This is a genomic window from Brevibacillus sp. JB24b (assembly GCF_051713385.1).
In the GTDB taxonomy this organism is placed as follows: domain Bacteria; phylum Bacillota; class Bacilli; order Brevibacillales; family Brevibacillaceae; genus Brevibacillus_B; species Brevibacillus_B laterosporus.
This window is the reverse complement of record NZ_JBNVQV010000001.1, coordinates 4443963-4458472: the sequence shown is the minus strand read 5'-3', so window position 1 is coordinate 4458472 and position 14510 is coordinate 4443963. Positions and strand designations below refer to the sequence as shown.

The 14510-nt window shown below is 39.3% G+C and carries 14 protein-coding genes; 11 read left to right on the top strand and 3 right to left on the bottom strand.

The window, feature by feature from the left end; all coding sequences use genetic code 11:
- Window positions 1-28: 28 nt before the first annotated feature.
- Entirely contained in the window at window positions 29-1501 is a 1473-nt protein-coding gene (locus tag ACQV1I_RS20865; protein WP_116334698.1) for a YcdB/YcdC domain-containing protein, read from the bottom strand.
- A gap of 391 nt (window positions 1502-1892) precedes the next feature.
- Here ACQV1I_RS20865 and ACQV1I_RS20860 point away from each other — a divergent pair, with 391 nt between their 5' ends.
- The 7 genes from ACQV1I_RS20860 (at window position 1893) to ACQV1I_RS20830 (ending at window position 9511) form a co-directional block, all read left to right on the top strand.
- Window positions 1893-2363 (top strand): MarR family winged helix-turn-helix transcriptional regulator, encoded by a 471-nt coding sequence (locus tag ACQV1I_RS20860; RefSeq protein ID WP_018672695.1) that lies wholly within the window; start codon window positions 1893-1895, stop codon window positions 2361-2363.
- On the top strand, window positions 2338-5469 hold the full coding sequence (locus tag ACQV1I_RS20855; RefSeq protein WP_116334699.1) for an efflux RND transporter permease subunit: 3132 nt from the start codon (window positions 2338-2340) through the stop codon (window positions 5467-5469). Before ACQV1I_RS20860 ends, ACQV1I_RS20855 begins: the two co-directional genes overlap by 26 nt.
- 21 nt (window positions 5470-5490) lie before the next feature.
- Window positions 5491-6732, top strand: coding sequence for an efflux RND transporter periplasmic adaptor subunit (locus tag ACQV1I_RS20850; RefSeq protein WP_438769746.1), 1242 nt, complete (start codon window positions 5491-5493; stop codon window positions 6730-6732).
- Window positions 6733-6887: 155 nt separating this feature from the next.
- Window positions 6888-8063: a pyridoxal phosphate-dependent aminotransferase gene (locus ACQV1I_RS20845; RefSeq protein ID WP_116334701.1), complete on the top strand. Its 1176-nt coding sequence runs from the start codon at window positions 6888-6890 to the stop codon at window positions 8061-8063.
- Between the two features lie 190 nt (window positions 8064-8253).
- The gene (locus tag ACQV1I_RS20840) at window positions 8254-8490 is read left to right on the top strand and encodes a helix-turn-helix transcriptional regulator (RefSeq protein WP_018672699.1); all 237 of its coding nucleotides are present in this window, start codon (window positions 8254-8256) and stop codon (window positions 8488-8490) included.
- Window positions 8484-8777, top strand: coding sequence for a hypothetical protein (locus ACQV1I_RS20835; RefSeq protein ID WP_018672700.1), 294 nt, complete (start codon window positions 8484-8486; stop codon window positions 8775-8777). Before ACQV1I_RS20840 ends, ACQV1I_RS20835 begins: the two co-directional genes overlap by 7 nt.
- Window positions 8778-9037: 260 nt before the next feature.
- Window positions 9038-9511, top strand: a complete 474-nt coding sequence (locus ACQV1I_RS20830) for a hypothetical protein (protein ID WP_116334702.1) — start codon at window positions 9038-9040, stop codon at window positions 9509-9511.
- A 175-nt stretch (window positions 9512-9686) separates the two neighbouring features.
- Here ACQV1I_RS20830 and ACQV1I_RS20825 read toward each other — a convergent pair whose 3' ends face one another.
- On the bottom strand, window positions 9687-10529 hold the full coding sequence (locus tag ACQV1I_RS20825; RefSeq protein ID WP_094700754.1) for a family 1 encapsulin nanocompartment shell protein: 843 nt from the start codon (window positions 10527-10529) through the stop codon (window positions 9687-9689).
- Between the two features lie 26 nt (window positions 10530-10555).
- Window positions 10556-11203 (bottom strand): IMEF encapsulin system ferritin-like cargo protein, encoded by a 648-nt coding sequence (locus ACQV1I_RS20820; protein ID WP_116334703.1) that lies wholly within the window; start codon window positions 11201-11203, stop codon window positions 10556-10558.
- A 288-nt stretch (window positions 11204-11491) separates the two neighbouring features.
- Between ACQV1I_RS20820 and ACQV1I_RS20815 the strand changes: the two genes are divergently transcribed.
- From ACQV1I_RS20815 to ACQV1I_RS20800, 4 genes are all read left to right on the top strand, one after another.
- Window positions 11492-11779 (top strand): DUF2325 domain-containing protein, encoded by a 288-nt coding sequence (locus ACQV1I_RS20815; RefSeq protein WP_003334818.1) that lies wholly within the window; start codon window positions 11492-11494, stop codon window positions 11777-11779.
- A gap of 110 nt (window positions 11780-11889) precedes the next feature.
- Window positions 11890-12039 carry a hypothetical protein gene (locus ACQV1I_RS20810; RefSeq protein WP_176452410.1) on the top strand — a complete coding sequence of 50 codons (150 nt, stop codon included), beginning with the start codon at window positions 11890-11892 and terminating at the stop codon, window positions 12037-12039.
- Window positions 12040-12361: 322 nt separating this feature from the next.
- Window positions 12362-12850 (top strand): Lrp/AsnC family transcriptional regulator, encoded by a 489-nt coding sequence (locus tag ACQV1I_RS20805; RefSeq protein WP_116334704.1) that lies wholly within the window; start codon window positions 12362-12364, stop codon window positions 12848-12850.
- A 110-nt stretch (window positions 12851-12960) separates the two neighbouring features.
- Window positions 12961-14508 carry an ABC transporter substrate-binding protein gene (locus ACQV1I_RS20800; protein ID WP_116334705.1) on the top strand — a complete coding sequence of 516 codons (1548 nt, stop codon included), beginning with the start codon at window positions 12961-12963 and terminating at the stop codon, window positions 14506-14508.
- The last annotated feature ends 2 nt before the right edge of the window (window positions 14509-14510 follow it).

The following is a 14510-nucleotide window of genomic DNA, read 5'->3' as shown; positions in this document are numbered from 1 at the left end:
CTTTGTGGAGTGACAGGTTAATTAAGAATTATTTTTCTACTGGTTCCCCTGTAATTCCATTGATACGCACGTCATTGTCTACTGTATAGGCGATATATGCGTCGCCATCGTTTCCAGTTGTGTTTGCAGTTACGTAGACAAGCTTAAGTGGAGTTTCTTTTAGAAAAGCTTTTGTAGCTGTTTCAGCGTCAATAATTGAATCCTTGTCTGGTAGCTTTTCAGAAGTTTCACCTAGTCCGCTAATTCCCGTCACTTTACCAGTAGCACGGTTCACTGTTACTAAATATGAACGGTCAAGAACCAAGATTCCTGCATGGGCTTGATTGATCTGATAATGAATTACAATATCAGGATCTTTATTTGTTTTCCAAGATTTGTTAATCAATTCCTCTACATCGTCTCCCAAATACTTTTGAATTGTTTCGACAGCTAGCTTTTGACCTTCTTCCGGAGAGATTTTAGCTTTTGTAGCATTCTTATTTTCATCCTCGATTGCTATATCAAGTACTTGATTATCTTTTGTCTCAACCAAAGCAACTGCTTCTTTGTTTTTATACCATGAATATATTTTATTTCCTTTGGATTCTTTTTCAACTAAGGTCAAACCTGTTACATCAAAACCCAATACGGATTGTAGAGCTTCAGCGGCCTCATCAGCTGATTTAGCTACCAATTTTTTACCACTTTGATTTGCCTGATATGGATCAGAGTAGGACGTGTCCTGAAAGGTGCTAATCTTTTCTCCTGTCTCAGCATTCACATAAGGAGTAGCAGGGAAGAAATAAACGACTCTTCCATCATCTGCTGAAATGAAGGGGAAAATTATGTTAGCTAACGCTTCTTCCGCTTGTTCCTCACTGATTAGTTTTTGAGGATTTGGAAGATCTTCATCAGAACTAGCTGGGGTTCTCTTTTCCATGCCAATAATATCTCCATTTGGATTTACTTGAAGATAATATTGATCATCTTTAAGTTCAATGCCGTTGAGTACACGATTAAAGGAGATATTAATCCAAGCGTGTCTATCACTAGCGCCATCTCCTCCTCCAATTCCAATTCTTTCTCTGACTGTATACTGATCAGCGTCATCACCAAGAAGCTTTTTCAGAAAAGCTTCTCCTTTTTCCTTGGCCATTTCTTTGTCAGCGGGTTCATCAGAATAAACGTCTTCTTTTCTTATATCGAATTTTTGAATAACTCCTGACTCAGAATCAAGTATGATAACAGCCGATGGGAATTTCTTACCTTTTACTTTAGAAAGAACAACTTTTGTTTTTCCTTCAGAATACGGTAAAACCTCAATTCGAGTTAACTCTTCTAATTCAGGAAGTATTTCAGTCAATTGCTGTACTGATTTTTTTATTACTTTATTTAACTCCTGTAAGGTTTGTACTTTTCCTGTTTCATCTGAAACGGTTTTGGCACTAGCCCATACCGGAGTTGATGAAAGCATAAGGGCTGCCATAAGACTAAGGACTGTTTTATTCGTAGTTTTTTTCATAATTATCTTCCTTTTCTTTTAATTTTTCTTGCTCACATACAAGGTCGAGAATAAAAAAAGAAAAGTTACATTTTTTTTGGAGAGGATATTTTTATAAAAACCGAAACTTTTTTCAGCCGAGTGACAATATAGGGTGTACGCTTTCACTCCCGCGATTGTCGACAGTCTGATGAGAAAGAATGGAACTTTCTATAATTCATACAAAAAAAACAAATCAATTTTTTGAAAAGGGAAATTTTTTATAAGGAGTTACGTATTATCAGATAGACCAATGGCAGAAACTGTTTTTAAGCATATGTAGCTTTGGAAATTTCTTGATACAAGATAACCATCATGACATAATGTTTCGTATAGCGAAATAAAAACAGTAGGAGGAGGTTGCCGTGATTCTATGAATGAGCTCTCTGATCGATTGATGGACATGTGGAATTTATACATCGGGATTTTTACGCAAGAGCTGGTGAAGAGCGGCATTACTAAACCTCAGATTATGGTGATTCATCAAGTAAAAGATAATCCGAAGACGATTGGAGAAATCAGTAAAAAGCTAGAATTATCCTATAGCACGGTTTCCGGTATCATCGATCGTTTGGAAAAAGCCAACTTGGTGACTCGCAAGCGGGATCATAATGACAGACGCATGGTCTGGGTTTTTCTCGCTCAGGATTTTTCTCAGCTTCAAAATCGATTTCCTCTAATGAAAGAACAGTATTTACCCGAATTATTTGTGGGAATGAAGGAACACGAGCGAAAACAAATTACTCAATCTTTAGAATTGCTCAATCATTATCTAGAGAAAAAATATCATTCCTTATTAAAGGAGAGAGGGAACAAAGATGAACATTTCAAGGTTTGCGATTAATCGACCCGTAACCATCTTGATGCTGGCAGTAGCCGTCCTCATTTTTGGATTCGTGTCGCTACCCAAATTGGCGGTAGAACTCTATCCTAACCTTAACTTGCCGGTTGCTGTTGTAGTAACCTCGGTTGAGGGCGGGACACCTGCATCAGTGGAAAAGCTAGTGACAAAACCTGTGGAGGAAGCATTAGGGACTGTTCCTAATGTAAGTAAAATATCGTCGTTTTCCATGAGTGGAGCCTCGCAGGTTATTGTCCAGTTTAACTGGGGCACAAATATGGACCAAGCCACGTTAAACATGCGTGACAAGGTAGATCAAGTGCGCGGAGCATTACCGGATACGGCTAAATCTCCACGCGTTCTTAAGCTAGACCCAAATAGTGAGCCAATTATGACGTTTGCTTTAACGGGTAGTGATGACATTACGAAGTTAAAAGAATTAGCTGACAATGTTATTAAATCCCGGATTGAACGCATTGATGGGGTTGCTTCCGTTGGTGTCAATGGTGGGAAGGAACGTATCATAGAAGCAACGCTTGATGCTGACAGAATCACTGCTTACGGTATTACTTTGGAACAAGTACAGCAAGCTTTAATGGGTACTAACCTCTCTGGAGCAGCAGGTATGGTGCGTGAAGGGGATAAAAAGCTTAGTATCCGCGTCCAAGGAGAATATACAACGATTAAGGATATTGGTGAAACACCAGTAGTGGTTGGTCCTTCAACCATTCCGCTAAAAAATATTGCCTTTATCGAAGATACGTATAAGGAACAAACACAGTTTAGTTATTATAATGGGAAACCAACTGTAGGAATTTCTGTTACAAAAGCTTCCGGTGGTAACACCATCAAAGTTGCAGATTCGGCAAAAATAGAGATTGAAAAGCTAAAAGAAAATCTGCCACCAGGTACAGAGATTTCTATGATCACAGATTCTTCCCAGTTTATCAAAGATTCAATTTATACAGTTGCGGAGCATGCCTTGATAGGGGCGGCATTCTCGACTATTATCCTGCTATTGTTTTTAAATAGCGTTCGTTCCGTTTTAATTATTGCGGTTGTAATACCAATTTCTGTTATAGCTACCTTCTGCTTGATGTATTTTACGAATCAGACAATCAACCTGATCTCTCTTAGTGGTCTAACACTTGGACTAGGTTCACTAGTTGACTTCGCTGTCGTTATTTTAGAAAATATTTTCAGACATCGTCAGGAAGGCAAATCGATGTTGCAAGCTGCTCGCTATGGTTCTCAGGAGGTTGGAACAGCAGTCATGGCTTCTGCTCTTGCGCAAATTTGTGTATTCTTGCCGATCATGTTCGTTGAAGGATTAGCATCTCAATTATTCGGACCATTGGCACTAACGGTTGTGTATTCACATATAGCAGCTCTCTTAGCTTCTATTACGCTTGTGCCTATGATGTCTGCACGAATTTTGAAACGCATCCCGGATGAAGAAATCTATCATTCTGGAACGTATCGCGGCTTCAATCCGATCACTTGGTTTAACATTGGCTTTACGAAAATCTCCAATTACTATGGAGGTTTCCTAAAATGGGCGATCAAGTGGCGTAAGACCGTTTACCTAGCTGTAGCTCTAATGTTTGCCGGTGCTGTGGTTTTGACACCATTTATTGGAGCGGAATTTATTCCATCCATGGATCAAGGAAAAATTACTGTCGCTGCTAAACTAGCTAACAACACGCAGATTCAGGAAACGGAAAAAGTGATTAGTGAACTTGAAGGTATAGTGAAAAAGGTACCAGAGCTAAAAGAATTGTATGTATCCATTGGGAGTGCAGGTGCATCTGTGTTAGCGAATAGTGCTACCAACCGTGGAGAACTACAGCTTACACTAGTAGATACAAAGGAACGTACACGTACAACAGACCAAGTCATTGAAGATTTACGTAACCAGGTCAAAGGTATACCTGGTGCAGAAATTACTGTCAAACATTTGGATGGCAATGGTGGTATGGGCGGTACACCACTTGAAATAAGCTTACGTGGTGATGATTTAGAGGTTCTAGATGATATCAGTAATATCATCTTGGGTGTTGTCAGCAAAGTTCCTGGAACAGCAAACGTAACCACTTCTTTAGAAGAAAAAGATCGGGAGTTCCAAGTGGTAGTCGATCGTGAAAAAGCAAGTCAATATGGCCTAAGTACACAACAGGTTCTATCATATGTACGGACGGCTTTTGAAGGGCAAACCTTAACTCGTTATCAAACAGGTGATGATGAGGTGGATGTAAAAGTTCGATTGCCAAAAAGCATTCAGGATGAACCAAAGCATTTAGAACGTCTAACCATTACAACTCCTAGCGGGGCACAAGTATCAATTGGTGCTATTGCTAAAGTGGAAAAAGTGGAAGTAGCACAAATGGTTAAACGTGCGGATCAAACTCGTGAGGTTTCAATTACTGGTGATACTAGTGGTCGTGACCTGAACTCGATTATGACTGAGGTACAAGGAAAACTAGCTCAATTAAACCTTCCAGACGGTTACCATATCGAATATGGCGGTCAGTCTAAAGATATGGAAGAATCCTTTGGTAGTTTAGGTCTTGCCATTCTCTTGTCTATTGTTCTTGTTTACATGGTTATGGCAAGCCAGTTTGAGTCTCTATTTAGTCCGTTTATCATTATGTTCTCTGTGCCGCCTACTTTTATCGGGGTTGTGGTTGGATTGTTTGTGACAGGTCAACCATTGTCAGTACCAGCCCTAATCGGTTATATCTTGTTAGTGGGTATTGTCGTAAATAATGCGATCGTTCTCATGGATTACATTATTACGGCTCGTAAAGATGGTTTAGATCGAGATGAAGCTATCTTAAAAGCAGGTCCGATTCGTCTGCGTCCGATTATGATGACTACGTTAGCGACTGTGCTAGCGATTACTCCACTAGCATTTGCGGGTGGTTCCGGTAACGAATCACAAGCTCCAATGGCAGTGGTAGTTATTTTCGGTCTAACATTCTCCACGCTAATCACTCTTGTACTTGTACCTGTCGTATATGTCACTTTTGATAACTGGGGTCGTAAGTTCAAGAATCGTTTTAATCGGAAAAAGAAGAATAATACGCCAACTGTAGTAGAAGAAGTGTAATGAGGTAAAGGAGGATTAACAATGATAAAAAGTAAATGGGGCTTACCGCTTATACTCGTTGTTGCTTTGACAGCAACGGGGTGCACGGGCGAAGAACCCGCTACAGCTCCTCAAGTTGCTGAGGCGGAAGCGCCAACTCCGGTGCAAATAAGCCCAGCAATAGAAGATTCAATTGCTTCAGGAGCAGGTTATACTGGTAAACTGGCACCGAGCCAAGAAGTAAAACTTTCGCCAAAAGTTCCGGGTAAAATTCAAACCTTACCTGTTAAACTGGGGCAATATGTACAAAAAGGATCTGTATTATTTACGCTAGATCAAGATGACCTCAGAAATGCGGTTCGTCAGGCGGAAGCCCAGTATCAGGTATCGGTAGCAACTCTCAGCCAAAGTGGTACTAGTACCACACAATCTGTTGAAACAGCAAAGAATGCAATGGCGCAGGCAGAGCGTGCTTATCAGGACGCTAAGCGTGAGGCCACTCGAAGCCAAGAGCTATTTAATCAAGGAGCTCTCTCCCAGCAGCAGAATGAACAAGCGCAAGCAGCATTGAAAAATGCGGAAACTGCTTTTAATAATGCAAAGGTGGAATATAATTCAGCTTCCAAAAAAACAGGAATCGTGGTTTCAGAAGCAAATGTTAACCAAGCGAGAGTTTCACTTGCCAACGCACGTGAACAGCTGAGCAATTCAACTGTTACAGCACCAATCTCTGGTTACGTATCTCAGATAGGCGGACATGTGGGAGAAATGGCTACAGGGCAAGCTCCAGTAGTTGTTCTGGTTAATACCAATCCACTCTTAGTAAAAGCAAACTTATCAGAGGATGAAATTACTAAGATAAAAGTAGGGGATCGCACAACGGTTGAATTAACTGCCTTGAATAAAAAAATCGAGGCTACCATTACTGCTGTAAGTCCTACAATGGATCAACAATTAAAAGCATATCCAATTGAAATTACCGTGCCAAATCCTAAGAATGAATTAAAGGCAGATATGGTTGTAAATTTAAAAATCCAATCTGCTTCTAGTAAAGTTCAGAAGGCTGTTGCAATTCCACGCAAAGCTGTATTCGATGAAAATGGCAAAAAGTATATATATAAAGTGGAAGGCGATATAGCTAAGAAAGTAGCTGTAGAAACAGGCGAGGAATCAAGCGAACTGATTGAAATTAAAAAAGGTGTTTCTTTGGGAGAAAAAGTTGTAATCAGAGGTCAGTCCATGCTTAAAGATGGAGGAAAAGTTGAGATTCAAAAAATGGATTGACAGAACCAGCCACACTAACTAGTATAAAATCATTGTTACACAAACGACTCCTTTCTTTGCTTACAAAAGAAAGGGGTCTTTCTCTTACAAATCAAAAGGTTGTTTTTACCTACATAAATGTCTGTTTACTCTGAAAAAAGAAAGTAGGGAAAGCGATGCGTATCACGCCTGCTTCCATGATGGAACAGTTACCCACCCAATTTTTTTCAACATTGGTAGCAAAGGTTAACAAGGTGATTAGTGAGGGGCATGATGTTATTAACTTGGGACAAGGAAATCCTGATTTACCGACACCTTCACATATTGTAGAAGAACTAGCAAAACAAGCGAAAAACCCTTTGCATCATAAATATCCACCTTTTCAGGGACGGTTGGAATTAAAGCAAGCCGTAGCCCACTGGTATAAGCAGGAATTTGATGTAGACCTTGATCCAGAAGAGGAAGTAGCGATTTTATTTGGTAGTAAGACAGGACTAGTAGAGATTTGTCAGGTATTGATGAATCAAGGGGATGTCGCCTTGGTACCTGATCCAGGCTACCCGGATTATTGGTCAGGAGTAGCTGTGGTAGGCGGACGTATGGTGCCCATGCCCTTGAAAGCAGATAATCAGTTTTTACCTGACTACGGTCAATTAAATGCGGCTGATTTAGAAAAAGCAAAACTGATGTTTTTAAACTATCCGAACAACCCAACGGCAGTCACGGCACCTTACGAGTTTTATAAGGAAACCATCAAGTTTGCTCGAAAGCATGAAATTGTCGTTTGTTCTGATTTTGCTTATGGGGCCATTTCCTTTGATGGAAAGAAACCAGTAAGTTTCATGCAGGTTCCTAGTGCTAAAGAGGTAGGAGTTGAGTTTTATACCCTGTCCAAAACCTATAACATGGCGGGCTGGCGTGTAGGAGCAATGGTAGGAAATCGCGAGCTGGTGAAGCTAATCAACACTTTGCAAGATCATTACTTTGTAAGCTTATTCGGAGCTGTCCAAATGGCAGCAGCTAAAGCAATGACTGATTCTCAAGACTGTGTCCGCGAGTTGGTGGCTACCTATGAAAGTCGACGAAACGCTTTGTATACAGCGTTGCATGAAATCGGCTGGAAGGCGAAACCATCACAGGGATCGTTCTTTGCTTGGCTTCCGATTCCGGCGGGCTATACATCTTCTGAATTGGCGGATGAGCTCTTATTTAAAGCACATGTAATGGTTGCCCCTGGGATAGGCTTTGGAACACATGGTGAGGGATACGTACGTTTAGGACTGTTGAACACGGAGGAGCGCTTGCGTGAGGCTGTGAAACGTATTGAGAAGCTACAATTGTTTACGAAATAGGCTTCTAAGCAAAAGACAGAAAAAATAATAGAAGATCATATACCAAAGCTCACATGGCGATAAAAATATCGCTAGTGAGCTTTTTGTTTAGGTTGATTTATTCAGACATACATATATTTTTTACTTTTAGATAAATATTGTTTACATTATGTCAAAAATATATTACATTTAAACAAAAGGATGTGGTTTCTTGGAAAAGGAAGGAAGAATTCGAAATGAATTACTTGTGCTACGTGCAAAGAAACGATGGTCGCAAAAAGAGGTAGCAGACAAATTAGGAGTTAGTAGACAAACGATTGTTTCATTAGAAGCAAACCGCTATAATCCTTCTCTTATGCTAGCCTTTAAAATTGCTCAATTATTTGAGGTTGATATAAATGAAGTTTTTCAATATGAAGTAGATAAGGGAGATGTGCCAGAATGTTAGAAGTTATATTTGTTTTACTTGTAATTACCTATGTAATTTCGGTTTCATACACCGTTGCTTTTACGAGATCAGAAGGAAAAGATGAACGTGGTAAACAAATTCTGACCAATGGATATACATTAGGGTATTCCATTGCAGTGATCGGAATCCTTCTTTCCTTTTTGACAGCAAAGCTATCATTTATTTCCGTTGGATACAAAGTTGCTTTAGATTTTGCTTTAATGTCTATTTGGGTCTCTGGCATTTTTATTGCTGTCTATATTTTCTATAAAAATAAAACTGCCTAACAATAAGATCCTATGCCATGTTTTTATTAAGATGGTTTTATTTGTATTAGGGTACAAAGATGTTTCACTGTTGATAGATATTGGAGTATTTTTACAGATTAAACCTGATGTATTGGGGAGAAACTGCATTGTAAGTAGATAAAAACGTTAATTACAATCTCAATATTGACTAATAATGATTTTCATTATACGATACAAATAAAGTTGATAATGAGTCTCATTAGCAGATAAGATAAGATAAGAATAGGAGTGAATTTTCGATGACGAGATACCAAATTAACGGTTATACCGATATGTATACGGTTGTATCCAACGAGCGTAAAATAGGTGGCGCAGTAGAAGCTGATACCATCAAGCTTCGCTCTGGAGAAGAGTATAAACATGCGGTGATTACTCGTCTAGAAATGTCCGACTCTCAGTTCTGTTCGTTGGGATTTGTTACAGAAGAGGGAAAACGTCTAATCGTTCATATTCAGGATATCAGCATGGTGATAGATGCCCGTCATGTCAATGTTTGTGAGTTAGCAAATCAACATATGCGCGAACAAAAAGTGGGCGAACGACTTAAACATTTAAAACGTCTGTGTGAATTAAACGAAGGAAGCTGTACCTTGCCTTTCTGTGAAGAGGTAGATGTCTTAGTCTGTGATATTGGTTATGAAACAGCGACTAGCCACGTAGACATCCCGTTCTTACATACAACTGATCTTCAAAAAATCGTTCGGATTGCGTAATCAGTTCCAAAATATAAGAATTTCTACCTTAGGTCGTACCTAAGGTTTTTTCACCCTTATTAAAAACTGAAAATTCAAACTGAAAAACATATTGTTGATGAAGAAATAAAAAGAGAGATAGCCCCGACTACAACCAAACGGCTATCTCTCTTTCTTGTATACATCGTATATTTGTTTATTCTTCTGTCGTTTCTAATGTGCAAATTGCACTTGGACGCTTAATACGGAGGACAGCACACTCATAAACGCGCATTAGGCTGTTCATTTGTTCGTCTCCTAAGAAAGCTGAATCAAAATCCTCAGCAATTGCAAGGTCTAGGTTATGTCTTCCTGTTGCTACTAGAGCACCACCTTTGATTACCGGAGATTGGAAAACACCATCTGTAACCAGGTTGCGAATGTGGTCTATTTCAAGGACATTAGTACCTTTGTGTACACGATGGAGCAATGAATACAGCTCTGGAGATACAACAAGGGCATATGGACCGCTGTGCCCCATTTTTAATAGCTTGTTACGAGCTTCTACGATATCAGCAAAAGCATTTCCTGATTCCATCCAGTCGCTCTTAATATGCGTAAGACGCCCTTTTACATTCATAATACCTGGGAGGTCAAACTCAGGGTTACCATTAAAGATCAGATCATCTTCCATAAGAGCGCAGCTACTGGCAGCATTAGCAGCAGGGCTAAGATCAATTGGCATACCCAATGTGCGCGCTTGTGCCATATCACGCCAGTATAGCATGAAATCTTTGTATACGATCGGAATCGTTAAGCTAACTCGTTTACTTGGTTGCGTTAATTCTAGTGATTCGCCACGCAAACTCATATTTCCAAAACGAGATTCATCATAAATATCGTTAGTAATGGTTTGAATACCTTCTCCTAGTGGGCCATAAATGTCAATGAATCGACGGCCTACGAGTTGACGACGAGCCATTTCAACAATAGTTTCATCTAATTGACGCCATTCTTCCTTAGACAATGGGGAGTCTGGGAATTTCTGTGATTTATCCATAAAATCCTCCAATCTTAACTTTTCTTTTATACATGACGATTGAGATGACGCAGACTTCCAACTGTAAGTCCTTTTTTCACAACAGCGCTATCTGCTGAGTGGCTGTGAGTGTCGGCATGTACAGCTGCTGACTGCTTAGCGCTGCCAGAATCTTGCAATGCAGACGAAGCCTCAAAGTGATTAACCTGGTGGATATCATGGCCATGGTCATGATCATGTGTGTCTACTTTTGCAGGAACAACATCGGAGAATTTTTCACTCAACTTCACCATGATTTCTTTGGTTGCTAAATAATCTTGATGTGTGTTTTCACGCATGTTATCTAGCTTTAAACGACTAGGCTCGTCTGTAAATTCATACAGGGCTAATTCCAAATGCTCACGGAAATTGTGTAGACCAAATCGTTCTAAATTTAGGTCAGAGAGCAAATGAGACAGTTCGCGATCACTCAGTTGGTCTAGATTTTTCTCCTGAATAAGTAAAGACAAACGCGGGACGAGATCATGCAAGCGTTCTTCCCGTTGTTCTTCTTCTTCGGAAATGTGATGATAGTAAAGCTTCATATGTTCATCCCTAGCATGATCGATTAAAGGCTGAACCATGGTGCGAAAAACATTGATGCCTTCTAATGTGCGGGTAAAGATGGTGTGGAGCTGCTTGATTTCTTGCAACATTAACTCCCACCTCCTTTTTTAAGAATTAGTGATAGCCTGATTATAACCGTGGGAAAACCATCCAATCAAGGACGGAGCTGTAGCTTGTAAAAATAGTGTGAACAAACGAGAAAAAAATAGTACAGAGTATTGTCAAACTTAATTGGGAATGATAATATTTATCAATAAGAATGATATTTATTCTCAATTAACTTTTTGCTTCAGAGACATATAACGAATAAACAGTGAGCGAACTGTTTTTGACCATCAGAGTCATATGAACATATTATCTAAAGGAGGATTTTTATTATGTCTATATTAATTATCGGTGGGGATAGGTTAGGTAACATATTACAAATACTTGAAGAGGTTGGGTATAAAAAGATCCACCATATTACAGGTAGAAAAAGCTCAGAGACCAGTTTAAAAATCCCATCTGATGTGAAAATGATTTTAGTCTTAACCGATTTTGTTAATCATAACTTAGCGAAAAAAATCAAATCCAAAGCCAAAGATAAGCAAGTACCTATTTGTTTTTGTAAACGTTCTTGCTCGGCTGTATCTCAAGTGCTTCAGATGCAAACCGTCAGTGCTTAATTGATCAAAATAACCACCCAATCTTTAGACATTACATACGTGCGCATGTTTACCTCCCTATCAGGACATAATAAAAAAGAACTTGATAATCGTAGGAGGTGGGTGAGAAGATGGAACAGGATAAATATCTTAGTGAGATGCCATTTGCAGAGTTAGACTCTGCTCAGTTACAACAATTAAAACAAATCGAACAACAGATAAACACTGAAAGCAATCAGGAAGTCTATCTGATTGCGTTTTCTAAAAACCAGGAAGTGTAATTAGTAGCTTCTCGTACTATGAGAATGGATATTAACATGAGAAACTCATTTTTTATAGAGAATAAAAAGCAAAATGGATCGCAAATGGTTCCATTTTGCTTTTTTTTTTGAAAACGCTTTTTCATAGTAATACTGTGCTACGTTTCAACTGTAGTATGATTGATTTTATGATTTTTTGTTTAGAAATGAAAAGAAATTCAAAAAAATTAATTGATTATAAAGATAAGATGGATTATTATAATAAAAAATTAAATTCGTCTCAAAAATCTAAAAAAGGTATGAATTAAGGAGAAAAAAGGCAACACTTAGACGAAATTAGGTGATGAACAGGGTGGAAGAGGTAAAAGCACAGCGATCTTTATACTCCGATTTAGACGACCTAGACTATCAGATTGTAACCCAGCTACAGGATAATGCTCGACTTCCTTTTACACAGATTGCAAAAGAGCTAGGCGTAGCTGAAAAGACAGTGCGTATCCGTGTCCAGCAAATGCAGGAAGAAGGTATTTTGAGCTTGGTAGGAGTAGTTAATCCGATTAAGGCTGGCATCCGTGTACAGGCGATGATTCAAGCGGCTGTTGAGAATAACATGCTAGAGCATGTCATTGATGTCATGGAGCATACGCATGAAATCCGGCTTGTAATTTTAACATCTGGTGACTATCAACTGCTGCTTCAAGTATTTACAAGAGATCATAATGAATTGTCTGATTTTTTAGTACAAAAGCTAAACAAGATCAAAGGGATTACAAAAACGAATGTAATTGTGGAGCTTAAAGTGCTGAAGTCTAAATTGAAATTTATTCGGTAGGAGTAGAAGCAATACAGCAATTTTCTCAGCTTTATGAAAGAGAGTTGCTGTTATCTTAAAAAGACAAAATATTTCGTTAAAATGAAACATCTAGAAAAGGAGAGAATATCATGGGTTCAAGAAAACTTTTTCAAAGTGTAGCTCTTGTTCTGTTAGGGAGTACCCTGTTGCTCACTGGCTGTGGAGGGGCTGGCAATTCAGCTACGAAAGAAAGTGTTCAAGCTAACAAGACGGCTTTGAAAACACTGACAATCGGTTTAAAGGCAGACCCGCCTAGTCTTGATCCGATGAGTTCAACCTCGCTGTATGATCGTTATGTTCAGAATAGTGTGTATGATAAGCTGTTTGACCTTGATGAGAACGGAAAGATTATTCCGATGCTGGCTACCTCTTATGATGTTTCGCCAGATGGGCGTATGTACACATTAAAAATAAAAGAAGGGGTAACGTTTCAGGACGGAACCAAGTTTGACGCTGAAGCAGTGAAATTTAACCTAGATCGGTATAGAGAAGAAGGATCGAAACGGAAAGGTGAGTTGAAATTTGTTACAGATGTAAAAGTAGTAAATCCAACGACCGTACAAATCATGTTACAGAAGCCGTTCTCACCGCTGATCTCTATTTTTACAGATCGCTCTGGAATGATGGTGTCACCGGAAGCTGTAAAAAAATCGGGAAAGGACTTTCTGAATAATCCGGTAGGCTCTGGTCCCTACAAGTTTGTGGAACATGTAAAAGGAGATCATGTAACGCTCAAAAAGAACGAGAAATATTGGAACGGAGAAGTAAAGCTTGACACAATTAACTATAAGGTATTTACCAACCAGACGGCTGCCGTTCAAAATCTTCGTTCTGGTATGTTAGACATCGTGGATGAGCTTCCGGTAAAAGAGATTCCGGGATTAGAAAAGGATGAAAAATTTGCGGTAGTGGCAAAAGCAAATATGGGCTATCAAGGACTTCATCTGAATGTAACAAAGGAACCCTTCACAAACAAATATCTTCGTCAAGCTGTTGACCGTGCGATTGATCGTGAAGCAGTGGTGAAGGTTTTGTTTGATGGATATGGGTTGCCAGCGCGTACTCCATTCTCCCCCGGTAGTTTAGCCCATGGGGAATCTGATACCGTAAAAAAACCAGATGATAGAGAGATTAAAGCGTTGCTAGAAAAAGGTGGGAAGCCTGAGGGGTTCTCCTTTACGTTACAAATCGCAACCTCACCTGCCAATGAACAATTCGGTGCAGTTCTGCAAAACATGTTGAAAAAATACAATATCGACATGAAGCTGGAAAAGGTGGAGTATGGGACATTGCTGGAAAACGGTGATAATGGAAACTTTCAAGCCCTGCAGCTAGGTTGGTCAGGACGTCTTGATCCAGATCAGAATATTTACGATTTCCATGTAACAGAAGCCCCTAATAACAAAAGTCGCTTATCTAATCCAGAGGTGGATCAATTGTTAAGTGATGCTCGCAGTGAATTAGATGAGCAAAAACGTAAGGCCCTATACGATAAAGCAATAGCGATTTTGCAAGACGAAGCACCATACATCTACATCTATCACAACTATGATAAATTTGGCTTGTCGAAAAAAGTAAAAGGCTTTACCTATGTACCAGATGGGATTATTCGTACTGCCAAATTAGATAAAGAGTAACT

Coding starts and splice junctions, on each gene's coding strand:
- ACQV1I_RS20810 (WP_176452410.1), top strand. CDS start 11,890: ATGGAACAGGATAAATATCTTAGTGAGATGCCATTTGCAGAGTTAGAC.
- ACQV1I_RS20815 (WP_003334818.1), top strand. CDS start 11,492: ATGTCTATATTAATTATCGGTGGGGATAGGTTAGGTAACATATTACAA.
- ACQV1I_RS20855 (WP_116334699.1), top strand. CDS start 2,338: ATGAACATTTCAAGGTTTGCGATTAATCGACCCGTAACCATCTTGATG.
- ACQV1I_RS20805 (WP_116334704.1), top strand. CDS start 12,362: ATGAACAGGGTGGAAGAGGTAAAAGCACAGCGATCTTTATACTCCGAT.
- ACQV1I_RS20830 (WP_116334702.1), top strand. CDS start 9,038: ATGACGAGATACCAAATTAACGGTTATACCGATATGTATACGGTTGTA.
- ACQV1I_RS20850 (WP_438769746.1), top strand. CDS start 5,491: ATGATAAAAAGTAAATGGGGCTTACCGCTTATACTCGTTGTTGCTTTG.
- ACQV1I_RS20865 (WP_116334698.1), bottom strand. CDS start 1,501: ATGAAAAAAACTACGAATAAAACAGTCCTTAGTCTTATGGCAGCCCTT.
- ACQV1I_RS20825 (WP_094700754.1), bottom strand. CDS start 10,529: ATGGATAAATCACAGAAATTCCCAGACTCCCCATTGTCTAAGGAAGAA.
- ACQV1I_RS20800 (WP_116334705.1), top strand. CDS start 12,961: ATGGGTTCAAGAAAACTTTTTCAAAGTGTAGCTCTTGTTCTGTTAGGG.
- ACQV1I_RS20845 (WP_116334701.1), top strand. CDS start 6,888: ATGCGTATCACGCCTGCTTCCATGATGGAACAGTTACCCACCCAATTT.
- ACQV1I_RS20835 (WP_018672700.1), top strand. CDS start 8,484: ATGTTAGAAGTTATATTTGTTTTACTTGTAATTACCTATGTAATTTCG.
- ACQV1I_RS20820 (WP_116334703.1), bottom strand. CDS start 11,203: ATGTTGCAAGAAATCAAGCAGCTCCACACCATCTTTACCCGCACATTA.
- ACQV1I_RS20860 (WP_018672695.1), top strand. CDS start 1,893: ATGAATGAGCTCTCTGATCGATTGATGGACATGTGGAATTTATACATC.